At 47.4% G+C, this 21,031-nt stretch carries 22 protein-coding genes; 2 read left to right on the top strand and 20 right to left on the bottom strand.

Features of this window, described 5'->3' with window-relative positions; all coding sequences use genetic code 11:
- Window positions 1–4 precede the first annotated feature (4 nt).
- The 7 genes from prmA to lepA all read right to left on the bottom strand — a co-directional run bounded on the left by prmA (window position 5) and on the right by lepA (window position 9,083).
- Window positions 5–952 (bottom strand): 50S ribosomal protein L11 methyltransferase, encoded by a 948-nt coding sequence (prmA, locus tag HNY42_RS05495; protein ID WP_131503929.1) that lies wholly within the window; start codon window positions 950–952, stop codon window positions 5–7.
- Between the two features lie 23 nt (window positions 953–975).
- Window positions 976–2,082 (bottom strand): molecular chaperone DnaJ, encoded by a 1,107-nt coding sequence (dnaJ, locus tag HNY42_RS05490; protein ID WP_188005224.1) that lies wholly within the window; start codon window positions 2,080–2,082, stop codon window positions 976–978.
- A gap of 133 nt (window positions 2,083–2,215) precedes the next feature.
- A complete protein-coding gene (dnaK, locus tag HNY42_RS05485) occupies window positions 2,216–4,042 on the bottom strand; it encodes a molecular chaperone DnaK (protein ID WP_131503928.1) in 1,827 nt (608 codons plus the stop codon).
- Between the two features lie 55 nt (window positions 4,043–4,097).
- Complete coding sequence (grpE, locus tag HNY42_RS05480; RefSeq protein ID WP_131503927.1) at window positions 4,098–4,664, bottom strand: nucleotide exchange factor GrpE; 567 nt, start codon at window positions 4,662–4,664, stop codon at window positions 4,098–4,100.
- A 24-nt stretch (window positions 4,665–4,688) separates the two neighbouring features.
- A complete protein-coding gene (gene hrcA, locus HNY42_RS05475) occupies window positions 4,689–5,726 on the bottom strand; it encodes a heat-inducible transcriptional repressor HrcA (protein WP_131973227.1) in 1,038 nt (345 codons plus the stop codon).
- A gap of 317 nt (window positions 5,727–6,043) precedes the next feature.
- Complete coding sequence (gene hemW, locus HNY42_RS05470; protein WP_188005223.1) at window positions 6,044–7,192, bottom strand: radical SAM family heme chaperone HemW; 1,149 nt, start codon at window positions 7,190–7,192, stop codon at window positions 6,044–6,046.
- 67 nt (window positions 7,193–7,259) lie between these two features.
- Window positions 7,260–9,083 (bottom strand): translation elongation factor 4, encoded by a 1,824-nt coding sequence (lepA, locus tag HNY42_RS05465; protein ID WP_114596442.1) that lies wholly within the window; start codon window positions 9,081–9,083, stop codon window positions 7,260–7,262.
- A 233-nt stretch (window positions 9,084–9,316) separates the two neighbouring features.
- On the opposite strand from lepA, the gene rpsT reads away from it, so the two are divergent.
- The gene (gene rpsT, locus HNY42_RS05460) at window positions 9,317–9,577 is read left to right on the top strand and encodes a 30S ribosomal protein S20 (protein WP_012369681.1); all 261 of its coding nucleotides are present in this window, start codon (window positions 9,317–9,319) and stop codon (window positions 9,575–9,577) included.
- A 109-nt stretch (window positions 9,578–9,686) separates the two neighbouring features.
- Here the strand turns inward: rpsT and HNY42_RS05455 are convergent, their stop codons facing one another.
- Entirely contained in the window at window positions 9,687–10,118 is a 432-nt protein-coding gene (locus HNY42_RS05455; protein WP_131973229.1) for a GNAT family N-acetyltransferase, read from the bottom strand.
- A gap of 12 nt (window positions 10,119–10,130) precedes the next feature.
- On the bottom strand, window positions 10,131–11,132 hold the full coding sequence (holA, locus tag HNY42_RS05450) for a DNA polymerase III subunit delta (RefSeq protein WP_131503924.1): 1,002 nt from the start codon (window positions 11,130–11,132) through the stop codon (window positions 10,131–10,133).
- 102 nt (window positions 11,133–11,234) lie between these two features.
- Between holA and HNY42_RS05445 the strand changes: the two genes are divergently transcribed.
- A complete protein-coding gene (locus tag HNY42_RS05445) occupies window positions 11,235–11,396 on the top strand; it encodes a YqzM family protein (protein WP_012369678.1) in 162 nt (53 codons plus the stop codon).
- 35 nt (window positions 11,397–11,431) lie between these two features.
- Here the strand turns inward: HNY42_RS05445 and HNY42_RS05440 are convergent, their stop codons facing one another.
- The 11 genes from HNY42_RS05440 to HNY42_RS05390 form a co-directional block, all read right to left on the bottom strand.
- Window positions 11,432–13,591, bottom strand: a complete 2,160-nt coding sequence (locus HNY42_RS05440) for a DNA internalization-related competence protein ComEC/Rec2 (protein ID WP_188005222.1) — start codon at window positions 13,589–13,591, stop codon at window positions 11,432–11,434.
- The gene (locus HNY42_RS05435) at window positions 13,591–14,208 is read right to left on the bottom strand and encodes a helix-hairpin-helix domain-containing protein (protein ID WP_188005221.1); all 618 of its coding nucleotides are present in this window, start codon (window positions 14,206–14,208) and stop codon (window positions 13,591–13,593) included. The genes HNY42_RS05440 and HNY42_RS05435 overlap by 1 nt, the downstream gene beginning before the upstream one ends.
- A gap of 189 nt (window positions 14,209–14,397) precedes the next feature.
- A complete protein-coding gene (locus tag HNY42_RS05430; RefSeq protein WP_188005220.1) occupies window positions 14,398–15,126 on the bottom strand; it encodes a class I SAM-dependent DNA methyltransferase in 729 nt (242 codons plus the stop codon).
- Entirely contained in the window at window positions 15,126–15,473 is a 348-nt protein-coding gene (rsfS, locus tag HNY42_RS05425; RefSeq protein ID WP_131503920.1) for a ribosome silencing factor, read from the bottom strand. The genes HNY42_RS05430 and rsfS overlap by 1 nt, the downstream gene beginning before the upstream one ends.
- Complete coding sequence (gene yqeK, locus HNY42_RS05420) at window positions 15,470–16,045, bottom strand: bis(5'-nucleosyl)-tetraphosphatase (symmetrical) YqeK (RefSeq protein ID WP_131503919.1); 576 nt, start codon at window positions 16,043–16,045, stop codon at window positions 15,470–15,472. The genes rsfS and yqeK overlap by 4 nt, the downstream gene beginning before the upstream one ends.
- Window positions 16,035–16,604 carry a nicotinate-nucleotide adenylyltransferase gene (gene nadD, locus HNY42_RS05415; RefSeq protein WP_131503918.1) on the bottom strand — a complete coding sequence of 190 codons (570 nt, stop codon included), beginning with the start codon at window positions 16,602–16,604 and terminating at the stop codon, window positions 16,035–16,037. The genes yqeK and nadD overlap by 11 nt, the downstream gene beginning before the upstream one ends.
- Complete coding sequence (gene yhbY, locus HNY42_RS05410; RefSeq protein WP_012369671.1) at window positions 16,601–16,894, bottom strand: ribosome assembly RNA-binding protein YhbY; 294 nt, start codon at window positions 16,892–16,894, stop codon at window positions 16,601–16,603. The genes nadD and yhbY overlap by 4 nt, the downstream gene beginning before the upstream one ends.
- A gap of 1 nt (window position 16,895) precedes the next feature.
- Complete coding sequence (aroE, locus tag HNY42_RS05405) at window positions 16,896–17,681, bottom strand: shikimate dehydrogenase (RefSeq protein WP_131973232.1); 786 nt, start codon at window positions 17,679–17,681, stop codon at window positions 16,896–16,898.
- Window positions 17,681–18,787, bottom strand: a complete 1,107-nt coding sequence (gene yqeH / locus HNY42_RS05400) for a ribosome biogenesis GTPase YqeH (protein ID WP_026829033.1) — start codon at window positions 18,785–18,787, stop codon at window positions 17,681–17,683. Before yqeH ends, aroE begins: the two co-directional genes overlap by 1 nt.
- Before the next feature lie 140 nt (window positions 18,788–18,927).
- The gene (locus HNY42_RS05395) at window positions 18,928–19,512 is read right to left on the bottom strand and encodes a YqeG family HAD IIIA-type phosphatase (RefSeq protein WP_012369668.1); all 585 of its coding nucleotides are present in this window, start codon (window positions 19,510–19,512) and stop codon (window positions 18,928–18,930) included.
- Between the two features lie 151 nt (window positions 19,513–19,663).
- Complete coding sequence (locus HNY42_RS05390; RefSeq protein WP_131973233.1) at window positions 19,664–21,013, bottom strand: ArsB/NhaD family transporter; 1,350 nt, start codon at window positions 21,011–21,013, stop codon at window positions 19,664–19,666.
- Window positions 21,014–21,031 lie beyond the last annotated feature (18 nt).

Here is a 21,031-nt window from a genome sequence, read left to right as displayed (position 1 = left end):
CGGCTTAAGCCTCACGTTTCGCGATAATGGCGACCCAGTCCTCAAGCTTCGTCGTCTCGACGATGGTAAATCCGGCGGCTACCATCGCGTCACGTACCATGTCTTTTTTCTGACCGATGATTCCGGAAGCGATGAAGTGACCGCCCGGCAAAGTCAGTTCATAAGCATCGTTGACGAACAGCAAGATGACTTCGGCTAAGATGTTCGCGACGATCAACTCAACCGGTTCTTTAAGTTCTTTCATTAAATCGCCTTGGCGGACCGTCACTTGCTGACTGACCTGGTTCAATGCCACATTGTCCGTCGCGGAACGAACAGCGACTTCATCCAAATCAAGGGCAAAGACGTCTTTTGCTCCGAGTTTAGCTGCTGCAATCGCAAGCACACCGGAACCGGTTCCGACATCGACGACACGATCATTTTCTTGAAGATAGTTTTCGATTGCCTGGATACAGAGAACTGTCGTCGGATGTGTTCCGGTTCCGAATGCCATTCCGGGATCGAGTTCGATGATTTTTTCATCGGGTTGCGGTGTGTAGTCTTCCCACATCGGTACAACCGTTAAATGACGGCTGATTTTAACCGGTTTATAAAACTGCTTCCACGAATGGGCCCAGTCTTCCTCATCGACTTGTGTCAGCGTGACAGTTCCTGCACCAATCGTCAGACCGAATTTCGTCAGCATCTGAATGTCGCGTTCGATTCCTTTGATCGTATCCGTCAAATCACTGCTTTCCGCAAGATACGCTTTGACGAGTACACCGCTGTCCGGATATTCATCGCGCTTCTTCTCATCCCAAATCTCACCGAAGTTATCTTCACGGTGTGACATCATCTCGAAATCTTCGACGTCCTCGATGACGACACCGCTTGCTCCTGCTTCATGTAAGATGTTCGAGACTGCTTCGATTGCTTCTTGTGTCGTATGGACACAGACTTCCGACCATTTCATTTCCTGTCACGCTCCTTTAGTGATCACCCTGTAAAGAATGTTTTGATGCGGCTGAATACGCCTTCGTGTTGTTCTTCGACACCTTTTTCATCACTGATTTCGTTGAACTCACGAAGCAGTTCTTTTTGACGGTCTGTCAGGTTTTTTGGTGTAATGATGACGACATTGACATACTGATCCCCGTGATGGCCTGAGCGGACGTTTGGCATCCCTTTGCCGCGCAGACGGAACCGTGACCCGGTTTGTGTGCCGGCTGGAATTTTCAAGCTGACTTTTCCGTGAACAGTCGGTACTTCGATTTCATCTCCTAGCGTCGCTTGGGCGAACGTGAGCGGCATATCCATGACGATATGATCATCCACACGCTCAAATAATTCATGTTCCCGGACACGGACGACGACATACAAATCACCGAATGGTCCGCCGTTCACACCGGCTTCCCCTTTACCTGCCAGACGAATCTGTTGACCGTTGTCGATCCCGGCTGGAATCTTGACGCGGACATCTTTATTTTTACGGACACGACCGGCTCCGCGGCATGTTTCACACGGTTCTTTGACGATTTGTCCACGACCCTGGCATGTCGAACACGTCGTTTGATTGACGACACGTCCGAACATCGTATTTTGCTCGACGTTGATGTGTCCCGATCCACCACAACGTTTACACGTTTCCGGATGCGTTCCCGGCTTAGCACCCGAACCGTGACACGTTCCGCAGTCTTCTTCGACTGGAATCGTAATGACTTTCTCGACTCCGGAAAAAGCTTCCATGAAGTCGATTTCTTCGACATACTGTAAATCCTGTCCTTTACGTGGGGCATTCGGATCCTGACGACGTCCGCCGCCGAAGAACATATCAAAGATGTCGCCGAAACCTTCCGCTCCGCCGAAGCCACCGCCGCCTTGCGATGGATCCTGGTGACCAAACTGGTCGTAACGGGCACGTTGATTGTCGTCTGACAAGACTTCATAGGCTTCCGATAATTCTTTGAACTTTTGATCGGCATCTGCCTCTTTATTGACATCCGGATGGTAGGTCCGGGCAAGTTTCCGGTAAGCTCGTTTGATTTCTGCTGCTGAGGCATCGCGCGCGACGCCCAACACTTCATAATAATCGCGTTTTTCCACGTGCATTCTTCCTCTCTTTAGGTCCGATTCATTTCATACTGTTTGATTTTACCGAACTTCAGGCGACATGGAAAGAGCCAAAGCGCGGATTACGCTTTGGCTCTCTCTAGCGCCCGAAAAATCGGTCGGTTACTTATTTGTTGTCTTTGTCGTCGACTTCTTCAAATTCAGCGTCCATGACATTGTCGTCTTGTCCGCCTGCTTGCGCACCTTCAGCGCCCGCTTGTTGTTGAGCCATGTTTTCGTAAACTTTTTGCGTCAATTCTTGAACGACTGTTGATAATTCGTCTTTCGCAGCACGAATTGCTTCGATGTCTGTTCCTGCGAGGGCAGCTGTAACTTTTTCTTTTGCTGCTTCCGCTTTTTCTTTATCTGCTGCGTCAATTTGCTCACCGAGATCTTTGACTGCTTTATCTGTTGCGAAGACGAGTTGATCCGCTTCGTTGCGAAGTTCCACTTCTTCTTTACGTTTGTTATCCGCATCTGCGTTCGCTTCCGCATCTTTGACCATTTGGTCGATGTCCGCTTCAGTCAAGCCGCTTGATGATTGGATTGTGATTGACTGTTCTTTGTTCGTACCAAGATCTTTCGCTGATACGTTGACGATTCCGTTTGCATCGATATCGAATTTAACTTCGATTTGCGGCACACCGCGTTGTGCTGGCGGAATGTCTGTCAATTGGAAACGACCAAGCGTTTTGTTATCTGACGCCATCGGACGTTCCCCTTGAAGAACATGGATGTCAACGGCTGGCTGGTTATCAGCAGCTGTTGAGAAGACTTGTGATTTTGAAGTCGGGATCGTCGTGTTACGGTCGATCAGCTTCGTCATCACGCTACCCATTGTTTCGATTCCGAGCGAGAGTGGTGTAACGTCGAGAAGGACAACGTCTTTGACATCCCCTGTTAATACGCCACCTTGGACTGCTGCTCCGAGGGCAACGACTTCATCCGGGTTAACCCCTTTGAACGATTCTTTGCCTGTGAAATCTTGAACTGCTTTTTGAACTGCAGGAATACGAGTCGATCCACCAACGAGGATGATTTTATCGATTTTGTCCGGTGTCATGCCAGCATCGCTGAGAGCACGACGAGTTGGTGCCATCGTCCGTTCTACGAGATCAGCTGTCAAATCGTCGAACTTCGCACGTGACAATGTCATTTCAAGGTGAAGCGGACCTGCTGCGCCGGCCGTGATGAACGGAAGACTGATTTGTGTGGAAGAGACGCCTGAGAGGTCTTTCTTCGCTTTTTCAGCAGCGTCTTTCAAACGTTGAAGCGCCATTTTATCTTGTGCAAGATCAATGCCGTTGTCTTTTTTGAATTCTGCGACTAGATGATCGATGATTTTTTGGTCAAAGTCATCGCCACCAAGACGGCTGTCACCGGCAGTTGAAACAACTTCGAAGACACCGTCTCCAAGTTCAAGGATCGAAACGTCGAATGTACCGCCACCTAAGTCATAGATAAGGATTGTGTGGTCTTCGCCTTTTTCAAGACCGTAAGCAAGTGCTGCTGCCGTCGGCTCGTTGATGATCCGTTTGACGTCAAGACCAGCGATTGTTCCTGCATCTTTTGTTGCTTGGCGTTCTGCATCGTTGAAGTAAGCCGGAACCGTGATGACCGCTTCCGTTACTTTTTCACCGAGGTAGTCTTCCGCTTGTGCTTTGAGTTTTTGAAGAATGATGGCAGATACTTCTTGTGGTGTGTAGTCTTTGCCTTCTACTTCAACTTTATAGTCTGTACCCATATGACGTTTGATCGACATGATTGTGTTCGGGTTTGTGATGGCTTGACGTTTTGCGACTTCCCCGACTTGACGCTCACCGTTTTTGAAAGCAACGACAGATGGCGTCGTACGGTTTCCTTCAGCGTTTGCGATAACGACAGGCTCTCCGCCTTCCATTACTGCGACACATGAGTTTGTTGTTCCTAAGTCAATACCAATGATTTTTGCCATGATAAATTCCTCACCTTCAAATAGTTAGTAGTGTTAAATCAGATCGAAACGTAGATTATTCTGCGACTTTGACCATACTTGGACGAATGACACGATCGTGTAATTTGTATCCTTTTTGGAATTCCGCTGTGACGACACCTGATTCGTGTTCTTCACTCGGCTCCTGAACGACTGCCTGATGCAGGTTCGGATCAAAGGCTTCCCCGACTGCTGGAATCTCGATGACACCTTCATTTTGAAGTGTTTCCACCAATTGGCGTTTGACCATCTCGACACCGGCAAGGACAGATTTTGTCTCTTCGTTGTCCGATTCGATTTGAAGCGCACGGTCAAGATTATCGACTAATGGGAGCAACTTCTCGACGATTGTCTGCGAAGAATATTTCGCACGGTTTTCGGCTTCAATCCGGTTCCGGCGTTTGAAGTTGTCAAAATCCGCACGGAGGCGTAATTCTGATGCTTTTGCTTCTGCGAGTTGTGCCTCAAAGTCAGGTGCCGCCGGCTCTTCGACGAGATCCGCCTGGACGACTTCTTCTTCTGTTACTTCAACTGTTTCTGCTTCTGTTTGTTGCTCGTTTGTTTCTTCAGTATTGAGGTTTTGATTCTGTTTATTTTCTTCCACTCTGAATCGAGCCCCTTTCTATATTCAATCCAAGTTGTTTTTACGCAACTCGGTTTGGAATGCTTGTAAAAGATGAATGATCGAATTGATGCCTCGATTATAATCCATCCGCTTTGGACCAATCAGAGCCAATGTTCCGAGCGAAACGCCGTCAACGGAATAATGGGCACGAATCACACTGCAGTCTTTTAAGGCATCGACGTTATTTTCGCTGCCGATCGTAATCAAAATCTGATTATCGAGACTCGGACTCAAGAAATCGAACAAAGCTTCCTGTTGTTCAATCAATTCGAGGACCGGACGCAGTTTCGCGACATCCTGAAACTCAGGTTGATCAAACATGTTCGCTTTCCCCCCGAGATAAATCAAAGGGCGTTCCTCATGCTGATCCGTCAAGACGATATCGAGTGCTTTTGACAGCAGCGTCGTCTGCTCCGAATGTTCGGAACGGAACCGTCTGATTTCTTCAAGCAGACGGAGACGCAACTGACTGAGCGGCGTTCCGCGTAACGTCTGGTTCAACCGTTCCATCAAGCGACCGGCCGCCTCACGTGAGAGAGCTTCCGCGAGCTGAAGTGTCTTATGTTCGACGTGACCGGTTTCTGTCACAAGAACGATGACGACACGTCCTTCCGCCAAGGGAATCAGCTCTAAATGATGGAGACGTTGTCCTTCTTCTTTTGGACCTAATACAAGCGTCGTATAATGTGTCAATTCGCTCAACAAGTCCGCTGTATGACGGATTAACCGGTCATTTTCATTCACGGAATGGGCAAATAACGATTTTAACGCTTTTGCCTCTTGCGGTGAGATGCTTTCCGGACGAATCAAATGATCGACGTAAAATCGATATCCGAGCTCGGATGGAATTCGGCCGGCAGAAGTATGCGGCTTTTCAATCAATCCCATTTCTTCGAGGTCCGCCATCTCATTTCGAATGGTCGCGGAACTGAACGTCACGTCACTCCGTTTTGAGAGCGTCCGTGAGCCGACGGGTTGAGCGGTTTTGATATAATCATCGACGATTGCACGTAAAATCAACAATTGGCGATCCGTCAGCACCTTCTTCACCACCTTATTTTGTTAGCACTCACTTTTAACGAGTGCTAATTACATCTTTACTATAAGGAATCCTGGAAATGATGTCAACCAATTTGCTGAACCCTTTGAAGACTTTCCCATTCTGCGATACAGTGAAACAAACGACGCAAAGGATGAGGTCTATGCTCGAACTGTTTGCCATGGCCGGTGTATTCGTTTGGGTGTTCATCGCGATCATCGGAACGACCGCCTATTTTTTACGAAAACCGAAAAAATAAAACGGCGTCGACATACTTTCGTATGGACGCCGTTTTCATTCGTACGGTCTTACTATTCTCTTACCCTTCGACTTCCGCTTCCCCGATGAACTCGGCAAACACTTCGTTAGCGAGCGGTACACCCGCGTCCGTTAAACGAAGATGGGTCGTTGTCCGCTCGACGAGTCCGCGTGGTAACAGTCTCGCGATCGTCTGTCCAAACACTTGATCAAGCGAATGCCCGTATTTTTCTTCGAAGTGTCGTTCCGACACCCCTTCTTTCATCCGTAATCCGAGGAACATCTCTTCTTCCATCCGTTCGACTTCCGTCAACGGCGTCTCATTTCGGACCGGTAAACCCTCTGCTTTGATATAGTGCGGAATCGGTGCAATGTTCGCACGCCGTGTCTTGTTGATGTAACTGTGTGAACCGGCACCAAATCCGTAATATTCGTCGTTTTCCCAGTAGACCCGGTTATGCCGGCTTTCCCGACCCGGTAAGGAAAAGTTTGAAATCTCATATTGATGCAATCCACCGGCTTCAATCGTTTCAATCATTAAGCGGTACATATCCGCTTCTAAATCCTGTGTCGGTAACGGCAACTTCCCTTTTCGTTCCTGAATCGCAAAAACCGTATGCGGCTCAAGAATCAACGAATACGACGAGATATGGGTAATCGGTAAACGTAACGCCCGTTCGACATCGTATTTGACTTGGTCGAGCGTTTGATTCGGCAGACCAAACATCAAGTCAACCGAAATGTTGTCAAACCGTTTTGCGGCATGTTCGAGCGTCTCGGCAACTTTGGCTTCCCGGTGCGTCCGGCCGATGCGCTCGAGTAATCCGTCATCAAACGACTGGACCCCAAAGCTGACCCGGTTGACGCCGCCCGCTTTCATGATGTCGAGTTTTTCCGGTGAGACACCGTCCGGATTCGATTCGACCGTATATTCAAGAGCGTCATCCGTCAGCGGCAGGAGATGCTTCGCGATGATATCCATCAGACGTTGCATCTGATCTTCGTTTAAGGCGGTCGGTGTTCCTCCGCCGATAAAGATCGTTTCGAGCCGATCAGTCGGGTACTGTTGTAACGTCAGCTCGATTTCCCGTTCCAACGCATCGAGATACTCGTCGACCGGCTGATTTTTTAAAAAGACTTTATTAAAGTCACAGTAATAACAAATATGCTCACAAAACGGAATGTGGACATATGCGGCGCGTGGAGTCATTTCGCCTCATCCTTTCTTCACTTAAACAGAAAAAGGGTGCGCCAGAAACGCCCCCTTTGTGTCTTCCTTAATCTTCATCCATCGACAGAACCGACATGAAGGCTTCTTGCGGTACCTCTACCGAGCCTACCATCTTCATGCGTTTCTTACCTTCTTTTTGCTTCTCGAGCAATTTACGTTTACGCGAGATGTCTCCGCCATAACACTTGGCGAGAACGTTTTTCCGTAACGCTTTGATTGTCGAACGGGCGACAATCTTCGTTCCGACGGCCGCTTGAATTGGTACTTCGAACTGCATCCGCGGAATGAGTGCTTTTAATTTATCAACGATGACTTTCCCACGTTCGTACGCAAAATCACGGTGAACGATGAAACTCAAGGCATCGACGTTTTCATTGTTGAGTAAGATATCCATCTTAACAAGACGCGATTGCTGATAGCCGATCAATTCATAATCCAGCGACGCATATCCTTTTGTGCTTGATTTCAACTGATCAAAGAAATCATAGACGATTTCCGATAACGGGAGTTCATACGTGATTTTAACACGTGCCGTATCGATGTATTCCATATCAATGAACGTTCCGCGTTTCTTTTGACAGAGCTCCATGATAGCACCGACATAGTCGTTTGGTGTCATAACGGCTGCTTTAACGTATGGCTCTTCGATGAACTCGACTTTTTGTTGTTCCGGCATCTTCGACGGGTTATCGACATGGAGTACTTCTCCGGCCGTCGTCGTCACATGATAGATAACCGATGGAGCCGTCGTGATCATATCGATGTTGAATTCGCGTTCAATCCGTTCCTGAATGATTTCCATGTGAAGCATACCAAGGAATCCGCAACGGAAACCGAATCCGAGCGCCTGTGATGTTTCCGGCTCGAATTCAAGTGCTGCGTCACTCAATTGAAGACGTTCGAGCGCTTCACGCAAATCATTATAGCGTGCTGCGTCAATCGGATACAGACCACAGTATACCATCGGGTTCATCTTCCGGTATCCCGGTAAAGCTTCTGTCGCCGGTTGTTTCGCCAAGGTAATCGTATCCCCGACGCGAACATCACCAACTGTTTTAATCGAAGCCGATAACGTACCGACATCTCCTACCGTCAATTCTTTTTGACGGAGCGGTTTCGGTGTCGAGACCGCGAGTTCCAAGACCTCAAAGTCTTTTCCGGTCGACATCATCCGAATCTTGTCACCGACTTTCACCGTCCCGTTGACGACACGAATCGACGCGACGACACCACGGTAGGCATCGTAATACGAATCGAAAATCAACGCTTCGAGCGGTGCTTCCGGGTCACCCGTCGGTGCCGGAACTTTCGCAACGATTTGTTCGAGGATCTCTTCAATCCCGATACCGGCTTTCGCGGATGTCGGAACCGCTTCAGAAGCATCCAGTCCAATTACGTCTTCAATCTCTTGACGAACACGTTCGACGTCTGCTGAAGGCAAATCAATCTTATTGATGATCGGCAAGATTTCCAAGTCGTTATCCAGTGCCAAATACACGTTAGCCAGTGTTTGTGCTTCGATGCCTTGCGCCGCATCAACGACGAGGACAGCTCCTTCACAAGCTGCGAGGGAACGGGAAACTTCGTATGTGAAGTCGACGTGTCCCGGTGTATCAATCAGATGGAGGATATATTCCTCACCATCTTTTGCCGTATACTTCAATTGAACAGCATTCAACTTAATGGTAATCCCACGTTCACGTTCCAAATCCATCGCATCCAGTGTCTGATCTTTCATCTCACGTGATGTCAAAGCACCTGTTTTTTCTAAAATACGGTCAGCAAGTGTCGATTTCCCGTGGTCGATATGAGCGATGATAGAGAAATTACGAATACTTTTTTGCCGCTTTAAACGATCTGCATTATTCATGTTTATAGTCACCTTACCTTATAGTCAAACGTACATACGCTTCATTATACCAAAAATCACACGGGGTGCACCATCTCGTTTTGTTTTCCAAAAAAACAAAAATCGAAAGAAACCCTAGAGCTGTTATTGCTTTTAAGAAAAACGTTTGCTACAATTGTGTTTGTTCTGTTGAACGATAAATGCAGATATGCGAATATAAATCTCGAATGAGTTTTCTTGGAGGTGAATCATCCATGGCTAACATTAAATCAGCAATCAAGCGTGTTAAAACAGCTGAAAAACGCCGCGTCGCTAACGTACAACGTAAATCGTCTATGCGTTCAGCTATCAAAGCAGTCGAAACTTTCGCTACTGAAGGCAACAAAGAGCAAGCGCTCGTAGCTTTCAACACAGCATCTAAGAAAATCGACAAAGCTGCTGCTAAAGGTCTTATCCACAGCAACAAAGCTGGTCGTGACAAATCACGTCTCGCTCGTCTCGTAAACGCACTTTAATTCTTCTTTGAAGGATACAGTGATCGATCACCTCTCGGAGCCCGCTCCGGTGGTGATTTTTTTGTATCTAAAAGAGGCTGACTTTTGAGTCAGCCTTTTTTCTTTTTTCTCAGAAACGATCTACCATGACATGATGCGGACCGATTCCTTCAATTTCGAATGACTCACTTGCAACTGCCAAACCCAATCGTTCGTAAAAAGGAACGGCATTGAGTCGGGCGTTACACCACCAACCGTCTGCACCTTTTGCTTTCAGTCGATTTCGTGCCTCTTCTAACAATGCTTTTCCATATCCTTCTCCACGGACAGCAGGACTCGATGCCATTCCGCGTAATTGATAGGTCAATTCCGGATACGCCTCATGAGGACGATTGGAGAAAGTACCGATAGCTACAATCCTTCCGTCTTTGACGGCTCCTAAATGAAAAGTGGATTCGAGATCATCGTCCGGATAGACACACATTTCAATCGGCTGGTTGGGACGTAATACTTCTTTTCGAAGTGGAATGACCTCTGTTGCTGAAATGATTCGAATCTCCATCTGCTCTGCCTCCTATAATGTAGCGAGCCGGACAATCAGGGCGTCAAACAATATCCGTTTGTCACCTCGGCCCGTCTTCATACCCTCGTCTGTCGTCGTGATTGCGACCAATGCCTGTTCGAGCTGCGCGAACGTAAACCGTTTACCAGCCTGTAGGGCGAGTTTAATCGCATATGGATGCGCCCCGACTTTGGACGCGATTTGCCGTTCCCCGTACCCTTGTTCCGCCAGACGTTTGGACAACAACATCATCCGGTACTGTCGTGCCATCAGTCCAAGTAACGCCAACACTTCCTGTCCCTGCTTTTCGAGATCGCGAATCAATCGAATCGCCGGTTCAAGTTGACGTTTCATCAGATAATCCGTCAGTTGGAACACATTATCCTCTAACGTCCGCGGCACCAGTAAATTAACATCTTCCAGTTCAATCGTCGGATGATCTCCGGCATAAAGCATGAGTTTATCTAGTTCACGTGTCAGTGTCGCCCACATCTCACCCGTCAGGAAAATCAATCGTTCGATGGCAGGCCGTTCCATCCGGTACCCTTTGTCATTGACCGCATCCATCACGAAACGAAACAGTTCTTCCGTCGTCGGTTTTTTTGCTTCGAGTACGACAGCCCGGTCTTTTAACCGTTTGACAATCGTTTTTCGCTCATCCAGTTTTTCCGCCTCAACAATCAAAACGACAACTGCATAATCCGCAGGTTGGACGATGTATTCAGTCAACCGCTCCACGTTATGTGTTTTCTTGTCTTTTGCACCTGTCAAAAAAGTAGCCGGTTTAGCGATGACGACACGGTAATCACTTAAAAAAGGGACCGTTTCCGCTTCATCGAGTACCGCATCGAGCGGTTGATCGTTTAAATCAATCTTCATGTAATCAAAGCGTTCGCCGTCCGGCAATGCGGCTTTGACGATTTCACGTTCCCATTCTTCCAAAAGATGTCGTTCCGTTCCATATAATAAATAAAGGTTCGCCAGTTTTCCGTTGACAAGCCAAGGTGTTTTCATCTTCCCCACCACATTTCACAGTTTGTTCTTAACTTCATCATAGATAATCCTCTTTTATTCCGCTATACTAGAAGCGGAATCTATTTTTAGGGGGAATGCAGCATGGCACATTCAGTACGTCCACCAAGTGAGAATGCGTTTGAAAACGATATTCAGTCAAAACGTAATGACGCGCTTGACTCAGCGGTCGGTTTTGGCGCATCGTTCGGCTTTTTCGCAGTCTTGTTCATCATTGGCGTTGTCATTAAATTCTTAAGCCTATAATCAGTAAAACAGCAACCTTGGGGGGTTGCTGTTTTTTATTTTAGCATAGGTTCACAGCCTGTTGCAGAACAAGTTATCATTCCCGATTGATCGGTCCGCATGACATTCCGATTCCTTGTCCGCTCCAATACTTCTGCATGAGGGTGACCATACCGGTTATTTCGTCCTGCCGAAATGATGATCAGTTCCGGATCCGTTTTCTGCAAAAGCTGTTCTCCAGTTGACGTTTTTGAACCGTGATGCCCCGCTTTTAAAATGTCGACTTTGGGGACGGACCATGTTTCCTCTTGATTGATACTCGCATCTCCCGTCAATAAGACACGTTTCCCGGCAACGTCAGCAAGTAACACGACCGACCGGTCATTTTCTTCTTCCTCGCTCGCTGCTGGAGCCAATACCTTGAGCCAGGGACGAATCCGTTGTCCTGAACGAATGTATTCAATGCGTGTTCCTATCGCTTCAATCTGTTCGATCAACGCGTGGCGTTTCGCATCTTGATTGTCGAACTGACCCATATAAATCGTATCGACTTGAATTTTTCGCAAAACCCCTAGCAATCCGCCGATATGATCATGGTCTGCATGCGTGATGACCAGCCCTTCAATCCGCGTTTCTCCCCGCGTATGTAAAAACGGGGCTACGATTTGCCCTCCCGGATCAAACGGACGCAACGGGGGACGAAGTGATAAGGAAAACGTTCCCCCTGTATCAATGACAAACGTTTCTCCTGCTTTTTCGATGATGGTGCTGTCTCCCTGTCCGACGTCAAGAAAGGTGATTCGTTCCGGCGTTTGCTGATCCATATAAAGGCTCGCTGCGAGCAGCCCGACCAGCGGGACAAGATGACCGAACCATTTGCGGTCAGCCAACCACCAGCCTGTGAGGACCACTCCTGCCATAATCAGAAACACAGGAAGCGAAAACAGATGAACCGCAACGGTTGGAACGGGGAGTTTCTCCGCCCAAGTCAATGCTTGATCCAAAAAAGAAGTAGCCTTACCATGCAGACCAATCAGATTATCAGACGACGGAATCAGCACAGTTGCACTGACAAGGAAAGACAGCGGTAGAATCACCCATTCAATCCATCCCCCGATAATCAAATTCAACAGCGGGGACCAAAAGGAAACTTCTGTCTGTTGCGCCAATTGCAGGACTAGACTTGTCATGATTTGCGCCCAAAAGCTAATCAGCAACCAGTTCCAGGGACGTTTGATCGTTTCCAACATCTTGCGGGACAGTAATAAAAAGATCGTCAATCCGACGGTCAGTTGAAATCCGACATCGTACAGATACGTATACGAGACTGCCAATTGAAATGCCCCGATTGTACCGATGACCACCAAGGGATCCGGTCGCCGATTGATCCGGTGACAGAACAGCAGTACCATGGCGACACACACTGCACGTGTGACTGGAGCACTCCACTCCGTCAACCATCCGTACAACGGCAGGGTCATTAATAGAAATTCAAATCTCCGCTCCCGCGTCAACCGCAGTTTTTTTAAAAGCCATAACATCGTCACAATCAAAAAGGCGATATGTGAACCGGAAATAACAATCGCATGGAGCAAACCGAACTTTTTGAATCGTTCCATCGTCGTCTGATCCATCAAACGATCTTCCCCTAATACTAAGGCTTCCACGTACAAGGCTTGTTTGATCGGAAGTTGCTCAATCCGCGTCATCCACTGCTGACGAATACGGCGTCCATTCGCCCCAAGTCCCGGTGTCTCAGTACATTTCCCCCACGTTACGACCTCATACTTCCCTCGTAACTGTTCGATTCGCATCCAACGGGCTTCATCAAATCCGCCCAGATTCACTCGAGGCAATACCGGCCGTTCCTCCAACTCGACTTCACACCGTTGCCCGATTCGCTCATAGTCACGGTCTGTTTTTTCATCCAACGTGGCTGCGACAACGATTTGCTGATTTTCGGATTCGGCGAGATAACGGATTCTGTCGCCATTCTGCTTCGCGTCCAGAATATCGATGACCTGAATCGGCGCAGCCAGCTGTTCTGTCGTCATACTCATTAAAAATACAATCGTCAGTCCAACGAGCGACAAAACAGAGTACTTCGACATCGACCAGGATTTCAGTACAAGAATCATCGAACAGACCGCAACCAGCCACAGGGATTCTTTTAAGGCGATGAGTCCGATCATAAAAAATAAAGGCAACAGCGGCATCAGTAGACGATGAGATAAGCTTTCAGATTTTCCAACGTCTTCGGTCCAAATCCTTTCACATCGCCCAGATTCTCATATGTTGCAAAGCCGTCTTTTTCTTCCCGGTATTGTAAAATCGCACTGGCCTTCGCAGGACCGATTCCCGGTACTTCCAACAGTTGTTCTTCCGTCGCTGCATTTAAATCAACTAATCCTTTTGGCACTTCCGCTTGTTCAGACGTTTCGGGTACTGCCTTCTTGGATGTCTTAACCTGTTTCTTAGTCGGAACAATCACTTCCTGACCATCAATTAAACGTGCTGCGAGATTAAGTTGTTTGATATCCGCTTCTGCCGTCACTTCTGCACGTTTAATGGCATCTTGAACGCGATCACCGAGTCGAAAACTGTATGGACCGGGCCGTTTGACCGCCCCTTTGATATCAACCATGATTTTTTTTTGGACGAGCGTCTGATCCGCCGAACGGTCTTCTGCCTGTGCTTCCTGTTCTCGTTCAACGACTGCCGGTTTTTCAACCAATGCCTCGTTCGAACATGAAGGTAGCGGAACAAATAAGACAACGAGCAGTAAGAGAACAACCGCAATCGTTGCTACTTGCTGTAAACGTGGAATCGTCATCCATATCCCTCCTGTCTCATCGACTGTATCAATCTTTCCGCCGCTTCTGAACAGGACTATTCTTTATTATCCGGTGACATGCCCCTCTTTTCGTTTCATTTAGTTTTCCTTGCTTCAACCAATTGCCTTGCTAACCTAAAACAACATAAAAAAACCATCAACATGAGATCCGTTGATGGTTAGAGACGTTTATATTTTTTCAGCAACGAAAAAAATACGTTCGGCTGTTTCAGTCGGTGCATCGGATGTAAAATCACCGGTTACGGCACATACACGAAAACCTGCTTCGCGCAACCAGGTAATGTATTGTTCAGGCGGATACGTCCGTTGATGATGTGTCTCGTCGACACGATCGTACCGGCCGTCCTCGCCTTCAATAAAGAAGGTCAGTTCATGGACAACCGATAACGGTTCTTCACCGGGATCCGCGAACCAGATATACGAACTTTGCTCAGCATGGGTCGCGTACGTTTTCCCGTTAAATAATGTCTCCATTTTATAAGGGGAATGAACATCAAACAACAACTTTCCACCGTCCGTCAACAAACGTACTGCACTGTCGAATGTCTGTTTGACATCTGCTTCCGTCTGCAAGTAATTCAAGGAATCACATAAAATCGTTATCGCATCCACCGGTTCCGGCAATTCCAGTTCCCGCATGTCCTGTACCCAAAAATCAATGTGCCGATTGGTCTCCATTGCTTTTTCTTGAGCAATTTCAAGCATCTCTTCCGATAAATCGACGCCGGTGACTTCATAATGGTCAGCCAGTAACAAGGTTGCCGTTCCGGTCCCGCAACCGATATCTGCGATTCTTTTGCCGGGTTCGACCTGTTCAAGTACCCACGCGACCCATTCAGGATACGGGACATCTTGCATTAGTTCGTCATAGACATACGCAAACTGTTCGTACGCCATTAGTCGATCTCGACTTCGACTTTAGGAGCATCTGCCCATAGTTTCTCAAGGTTGTAATAATCACGGTCATCACGGTGGAAGACATGTACGACGACGCTCTCAAGATCCGCGAGGACCCAGCGCGCTGCATCCATTCCTTCTAGTCGTTTGATTGGTAATTCGTTTTTGTGGGCGACTTCTTTCACTTCACGCGCGATGGCTTGAACTTGTTTTTCCGAGTTCCCTTCACAAATCACGAAGTAATCCGCGATCGGCGAAATACTCGACATGTCGAGTACGACGATGTCCTCGGCACGTTTATCATCAATTGCATTTACGATTAATTTTAATTCTTGTTCGACTGTCATAGGACGGTCCCCTTTCGTTTTTCCGGAACGAACGCATTATACGTCTCAATCGTCAACGGAAAAATCACTGTTTGTTTTTTGCATAAAAATGAAATCGTCTGGACAAGTGTCGCAATGACAGCTTGCGTCAAATCTTCCTGCGCAATCTGCCGAAGCTGTTCGACACCCGGATACTGACGATTCGGCTCAATCGCATCTGCGACAAAAATGATTTGATCGAGCAACGGCATATCCGGAGCGCCCGTCGTATGATGAGCAATTGCTTGATAAATCTCCATGTCCTCGATGCCGAGTTCTCGCTTGACGAGTTCTGCCCCGACCGGTGCATGCAACAATTCTTCATCATAATTGAGTAATTCATCCAGTCCAAGTTCCACTGCTACACGCTGCATCTCGGACACATTCCGATATTTCGCATAATCGTGCAACATGGCTGCCAAAGCAGCTTTATCTTCCTGAACCCCGTATTGTCGTGCCATTTGAATGGCGGTCTCGACTACGCCGAGTGTATGGATGTAGCGTTTTTCGGGCAACGTTTCCTTAATGATTCGTTTCGCTTCTTCAAGTCGCATAGAGGTTCCACTCCTCGATTAATTGTCGGACCGGTTCCGGAACAAGATAACGGATGCTGCGTCCTCTCGCCATCCGTTGACGGATGTCAGTCGAAGAGACTTCAAGCAACGGCATGTCGACTGCCGTGACACGCGCGCCTTCCGGAATCAAATAACGACTTCCCGGACGTGCAACTGCCCCGAATTCGATTTCCTTATACAATTCTTCCGACCGGTGCCATGTCCCTAAACTGACTAATGAATCCGCACCGATCAGGAAAAAGAATGCATGCTCGGGATAACGTCTCTTCAGTTCCCGGATTGTATCAAACGTGTACGATTTCGTTTCCCGTTCGAACTCAATCTCGGAGACTGAAAAATCCTGATTGTCCCGGACGGCTTCTCGGACAAGTTGCAGCCGTTTCGCCGCACTCGTCACGGTCGATTGTTTGTGCGGCGGCAGTTTTGCCGGCAAAAACCAGACCGCATCCAGTTGAAGTTGCTCTTTCGCTTGTTCGGCAATCAGCAGATGACCGATATGGGGTGGATCAAATGTTCCGCCCATCAAACCGATCTTCATCGTGGTAATTGAAGCGTCTTATTCTCTTTCGATTCCTTGTAGAGAACGATGACTTTTCCGATGACTTGAACGAGTTCGGCATTTGTTCCGTCAACGAGCTCAGCCGCGACATCTTTCGGAGCGTCAGCACAGTTTTGAAGAACTTGAACTTTCAAGAGTTCACGTTTTTCAAGTGCATCCATCAAATCTGCACACATCGCTTCACCAACACCGTTTTTTCCGACTTGGAAAATCGGGCTTAAGTCGTGTGCCGTCGCGCGTAAATACCGTTTTTGTTTACCTGTTAACATATTATGATTCCTCCAATTGCTTTCTAATCACCTGCTCGCCGAGTGCGAGATCAGGTTTATGACCGGTGAAGCGTTCAAACGCTTCAGCCGCTTGTAGTACAAACATTAAAACACCATCTAGTGTATCAAGCCCGTTTGCGGTCGCTTCCCGCAAAAGACGGGTCGGGGTCGGTCGATAAATAATATCACAAATCAAAGCCGTCGTCGCTGTCAATTCGATCGGCGTCTGATCAATCGCGGGCGCCATTCCGACAGAAGTCGTATTGATGATGACATCATACGGCATCAAATCCAGTGTGCTCGACCAAGGAACAGCAGATTGCCCGAATTCAGCAGCCACCTGTTCAGCCGTCTGATTCGTCCGGTTCATGACAGTAACATGACCGGGAAGCATTGGAATGATGCCGCGGGCCGCTCCGCCTGCTCCAATCACTAAACTGTTTTTCGCATTCGTTCGTGTCGCAAGGGCGCGGGCAAATCCGGTTCCGTCCGTATTGGCACCGACCAGTTCCTCCCCGTCCCAATAGACGGTATTGACGGCACCGGCGCGTACTGCTGCCGGCTCCAGACGATCAAGAAAAGGAATGATCGCCGACTTATGCGGAATCGTCACATTGATTCCATCAAACTGCCGTTTTCTTACCTTCTGAACGAACGCTTCCAATCCGTTCACTTCGACATCTACCGTGGTATAACAACCGAAAAGCCCAGCCGCCTTCAGCCATGTTTCATGCAACATGGGTGAAAGCGAATGGGCAATCGGATGACCGATGACAGCAAATTGCATCAGACAAGCGCCTCACGTAATGAGACAGCAACACCTTTTGGTGCGTAGGCAGCAACTCGTCCGCCTTTTCCGTGAACTGCCACCCAACCGAGTCCACTGAAAACGATATCCGTTTTCATATTGTCGCGTAGACTGAACTCGTGTCGAACGAGCGGCGGAAGCATCTCAAGCGTCTTCTCATTCGGCGGTGATAACAATTCTCCGTTATGATTCGCATACAGATCGTCTGCTTTATCGAGCTTCGTCCGGTGTACTTTCAAGTCATTTGACATATAGATGACGAATGACCGTTTGTTGCCTTCCATGTAGTCAAGACGAGCCAGACCACCGAAGAACAATGTTTGTTGTGGATGAATTTGGAACACTTGCGGCTTGATTTCTTTTTTCGGCGTAATCAACTTCAAGTCTCTTGCATCCACGTAATGTGCCATTTGGTGATGATTGATGATTCCTGGTGTATCGTACAGATTACAGTTATCGTCCAACGGAATATCAATTAAATCAAGTGTCGTTCCCGGGAAGTGACTGACTGTGATGACCGCCTCTTCTTCTTCCCCGAATCGTTTAATGACTTGGTTAATCAATGTCGACTTACCGACGTTCGTACAGCCGACGACGTAAACGTCGCGTCCTTTGCGGTAATAATCGATTTTCTCTGCCAGTTCATCCACACCGTGTCCTTTTTTCGCACTGATCAGATGCACGTCGACCGGACGTAAGCCCAGCTCTTTTGATGTTTGGCGCATCCAGTTCATTAAGCGATTCGGATTAAGTGATTTTGGTAGCAAGTCGGCTTTGTTTCCGACGAGCAAAACATCATTTTTTCCGACGAAACGGTGTAATCCGGGTAACCAACTTCCATTAAAATCAAAGATATCAACAATTTTAACGACTAATGCATCTTTTTGACCGATTCCATCTAAGATTTTGACAAAATCATCGTCCGTTAATGCGACGTCTTGAATTTGGTTGTAATGCTTCAGTTTAAAACAACGTTGGCAAATGACCATTTCCCGGTCAAGTGCAGATTTAGGCGCATAACCAGGTGCTTTCGGATCCTCTGTTTGGATCGCGACACCACAGCCTGCGCAATTGATTTCTTCCATGTGTGTGTTGAGCCGCATCGGGACTTTCCCTTCTCTATTCAACGTAGCGCCCTGCACGCCACTCCAAGAGCGTAACTTCCGACCTTTTGCCGTACATGTTGCGACTGCTGCCTATCCTTTCATCTACCGGTATGACAGGGTCATTGCTGCTTATCTTGACGAAGGGTCTCAATCGGGTGTTTTAACACTGCCGGATCTTCTTTGACACGTTGCGTCAATTTGTAGATCCCTTTGCGTTTCATCCGACGGAAAATCAACCGTTCCATCAAGCGATTAAATTTTGTGACGACACCGTCTGTCTTGACGACGGGTTGAACGTGAATTACTTCGATACCTACTGAATTTGCGCCTAACACATCTGTAAACAATTGATCTCCAAGGAAGACAACTTCCTTCGCGTGATAACCAAATTCCGTCAACGCACGTTTGAAACCAATCGGTAAAGGTTTACGGGCCGGTGCAATATAATGTAAGCCAAGTGGATCCGCAAATTTCTTGACTCGATCGCCGTTATTATTCGAGACGATGATGACGTCAAATCCGTATTGGTTATTCACCATATCGAGCCATGACACCAATTCGTCTGGAGCATCGGCAATATTCCAAGCAACAAGTGTATTATCAAGATCCGTCAAAATTGCTTTGACACCGTTTCGTTTTAACATCTCTAAGTCGATATCATAAATCGACGCCACAAAATGTTTTGGATAAAGTCGTTTAAACAAGAATAAAACCTCCAGATAATGGTCTAGCTCTATAGTTAAGTTTAAGAAACAGTTATGTTCTTATCGTTCGATTATAGCACAATCCATTTGATAGAGCGACGACCAAAAGAAAACGAAAGAGTACATGTCTCTTCCGTTTCAAAAATTTTCTTCAATAATAGCGGATCCATAAATAAAGTTGCGAAATAATCAGCGTTACGATGGTGATCGGAGCCCCGTAAAGTAAGAATCTTCCGTAGGTGAACTTCTCCCCTTGCCGCGTAGCTAATCCCGCGACAATCACATTGGCTGACGCGCCAATCAATGTTCCGTTCCCTCCAAGACATGCTCCGAGCGACAAGGACCACCATAAGACGTCGACTTGTTGACTGTCGGGTGACAATCCAATTCCTGTCGCCACATCATTGATCAATGGAATCATCGTCGCGACGAACGGAATATTATCAATCGTCGCACTGGCAATGCCGGATAACCAAAGAACAGCGGTTGCTGTCGTCTGGATGTCTCCCCCTGTCAACGTGATTGTTTTTTCTGCCAAGAAACGGATGACGCCCACTTCCTGAATTCCGCCGACTAAGATAAACAGTCCCGCGAAGAAAAAGATTGTCGTCCACTCTACCCGGGCGAATACTTCCTCCAATTGGTGGTTGTTTTCAATCGTCAGCAGCATTAAGATAGTCGCTCCTAGGATTGCGATGGCAGGTGCTTCCAAATGAAGACCGATTCGACTCAGTAACGGATGAATGACGAACAATACAATCGTACTTACCAGGACGATACTGCTGCGCGTGACTAATTTACGGCTGACGATGTAGCTGTTTTCGTCAATCTCCATCAATTTTTGTTGGTCTTCCGGTTCCACGTGTAAGTGTTTGCGGAAAATCATATACAAAATACCGATTGTCACGATTGTAATCAGCACAATCACAGGTGCGAGGTTCAATAAGAAGGCATTGAACGTCAAATGCGGATTAGCGGCTCCAATCATGATGTTCGGAGGGTCACCGATCAATGTGGCCGTTCCACCGATGTTGGCAAACAGGACTTCCGCCAGTAAAAATGGAAACGGCTTGATTTTTAAGACCTTCGTAATCGAAAACGTAATTGGAACAATCAACAGGACCGTCGTGACATTGTCTAAAAAGGCAGATCCGAGTGCCGTCAATCCGGATAGTAAAATCAAGATTTTTACCGGATCTCCCTTTGTTTTTTTAGCCGCCCGAATGGCAATGTATTCAAACAATCCGGACTGATTGGCAATCGTCACTAAAATCATCATCCCGATCAATAAGACGATTGTTCCCCATTCAACGTATTCAAACAAGGCAGATTCCAACCGGACGATGCCGAATATCACCATTGCTAATGCACCTAACAGGGCGACAATTGCCCGACTAATTTTTTCACTGATGATAAATGCATAGGTCACTAAAAAAATGAATAAGGCCCCGTAAATTTGAAGCGACGAACCCGATGCTCCCGTAAACATTAAAACCTGCATGATAGCTTCCTCCTAAGC

Origin of the sequence: Exiguobacterium sp. Helios, from assembly GCF_014524545.1 — a bacterium.
Lineage (GTDB): Bacteria > Bacillota > Bacilli > Exiguobacteriales > Exiguobacteriaceae > Exiguobacterium_A.
This window is presented reverse-complemented; position numbering and strand designations above follow the sequence as displayed.

Bases quoted from the DNA above. Each gene is read 5' to 3' on its own strand.
- HNY42_RS05435 (WP_188005221.1), bottom strand. From the start codon at position 14,208: ATGACGATTCCACGTTTACAGCAAGTAGCAACGATTGCGGTTGTTCTC.
- holA (WP_131503924.1), bottom strand. From the start codon at position 11,132: ATGAAAACACCTTGGCTTGTCAACGGAAAACTGGCGAACCTTTATTTA.
- HNY42_RS05455 (WP_131973229.1), bottom strand. From the start codon at position 10,118: ATGGAGATTCGAATCATTTCAGCAACAGAGGTCATTCCACTTCGAAAA.
- HNY42_RS05440 (WP_188005222.1), bottom strand. From the start codon at position 13,591: ATGCCGCTGTTGCCTTTATTTTTTATGATCGGACTCATCGCCTTAAAA.
- aroE (WP_131973232.1), bottom strand. From the start codon at position 17,681: ATGCAATTTGCTGTCATCGGTCATCCGATTGCCCATTCGCTTTCACCC.
- rsfS (WP_131503920.1), bottom strand. From the start codon at position 15,473: ATGACAGTCGAACAAGAATTAAAATTAATCGTAAATGCAATTGATGAT.
- yhbY (WP_012369671.1), bottom strand. From the start codon at position 16,894: ATGTTAACAGGTAAACAAAAACGGTATTTACGCGCGACGGCACACGAC.
- HNY42_RS05430 (WP_188005220.1), bottom strand. From the start codon at position 15,126: ATGGCGTACGAACAGTTTGCGTATGTCTATGACGAACTAATGCAAGAT.
- prmA (WP_131503929.1), bottom strand. From the start codon at position 952: ATGAAATGGTCGGAAGTCTGTGTCCATACGACACAAGAAGCAATCGAA.
- dnaK (WP_131503928.1), bottom strand. From the start codon at position 4,042: ATGGCAAAAATCATTGGTATTGACTTAGGAACAACAAACTCATGTGTC.
- rpsT (WP_012369681.1), top strand. From the start codon at position 9,317: ATGGCTAACATTAAATCAGCAATCAAGCGTGTTAAAACAGCTGAAAAA.
- hemW (WP_188005223.1), bottom strand. From the start codon at position 7,192: ATGACTCCACGCGCCGCATATGTCCACATTCCGTTTTGTGAGCATATT.
- nadD (WP_131503918.1), bottom strand. From the start codon at position 16,604: ATGAAGATCGGTTTGATGGGCGGAACATTTGATCCACCCCATATCGGT.
- HNY42_RS05445 (WP_012369678.1), top strand. From the start codon at position 11,235: ATGGCACATTCAGTACGTCCACCAAGTGAGAATGCGTTTGAAAACGAT.
- lepA (WP_114596442.1), bottom strand. From the start codon at position 9,083: ATGAATAATGCAGATCGTTTAAAGCGGCAAAAAAGTATTCGTAATTTC.
- HNY42_RS05390 (WP_131973233.1), bottom strand. From the start codon at position 21,013: ATGCAGGTTTTAATGTTTACGGGAGCATCGGGTTCGTCGCTTCAAATT.
- yqeK (WP_131503919.1), bottom strand. From the start codon at position 16,045: ATGCGACTTGAAGAAGCGAAACGAATCATTAAGGAAACGTTGCCCGAA.
- yqeH (WP_026829033.1), bottom strand. From the start codon at position 18,787: ATGGAAGAAATCAATTGCGCAGGCTGTGGTGTCGCGATCCAAACAGAG.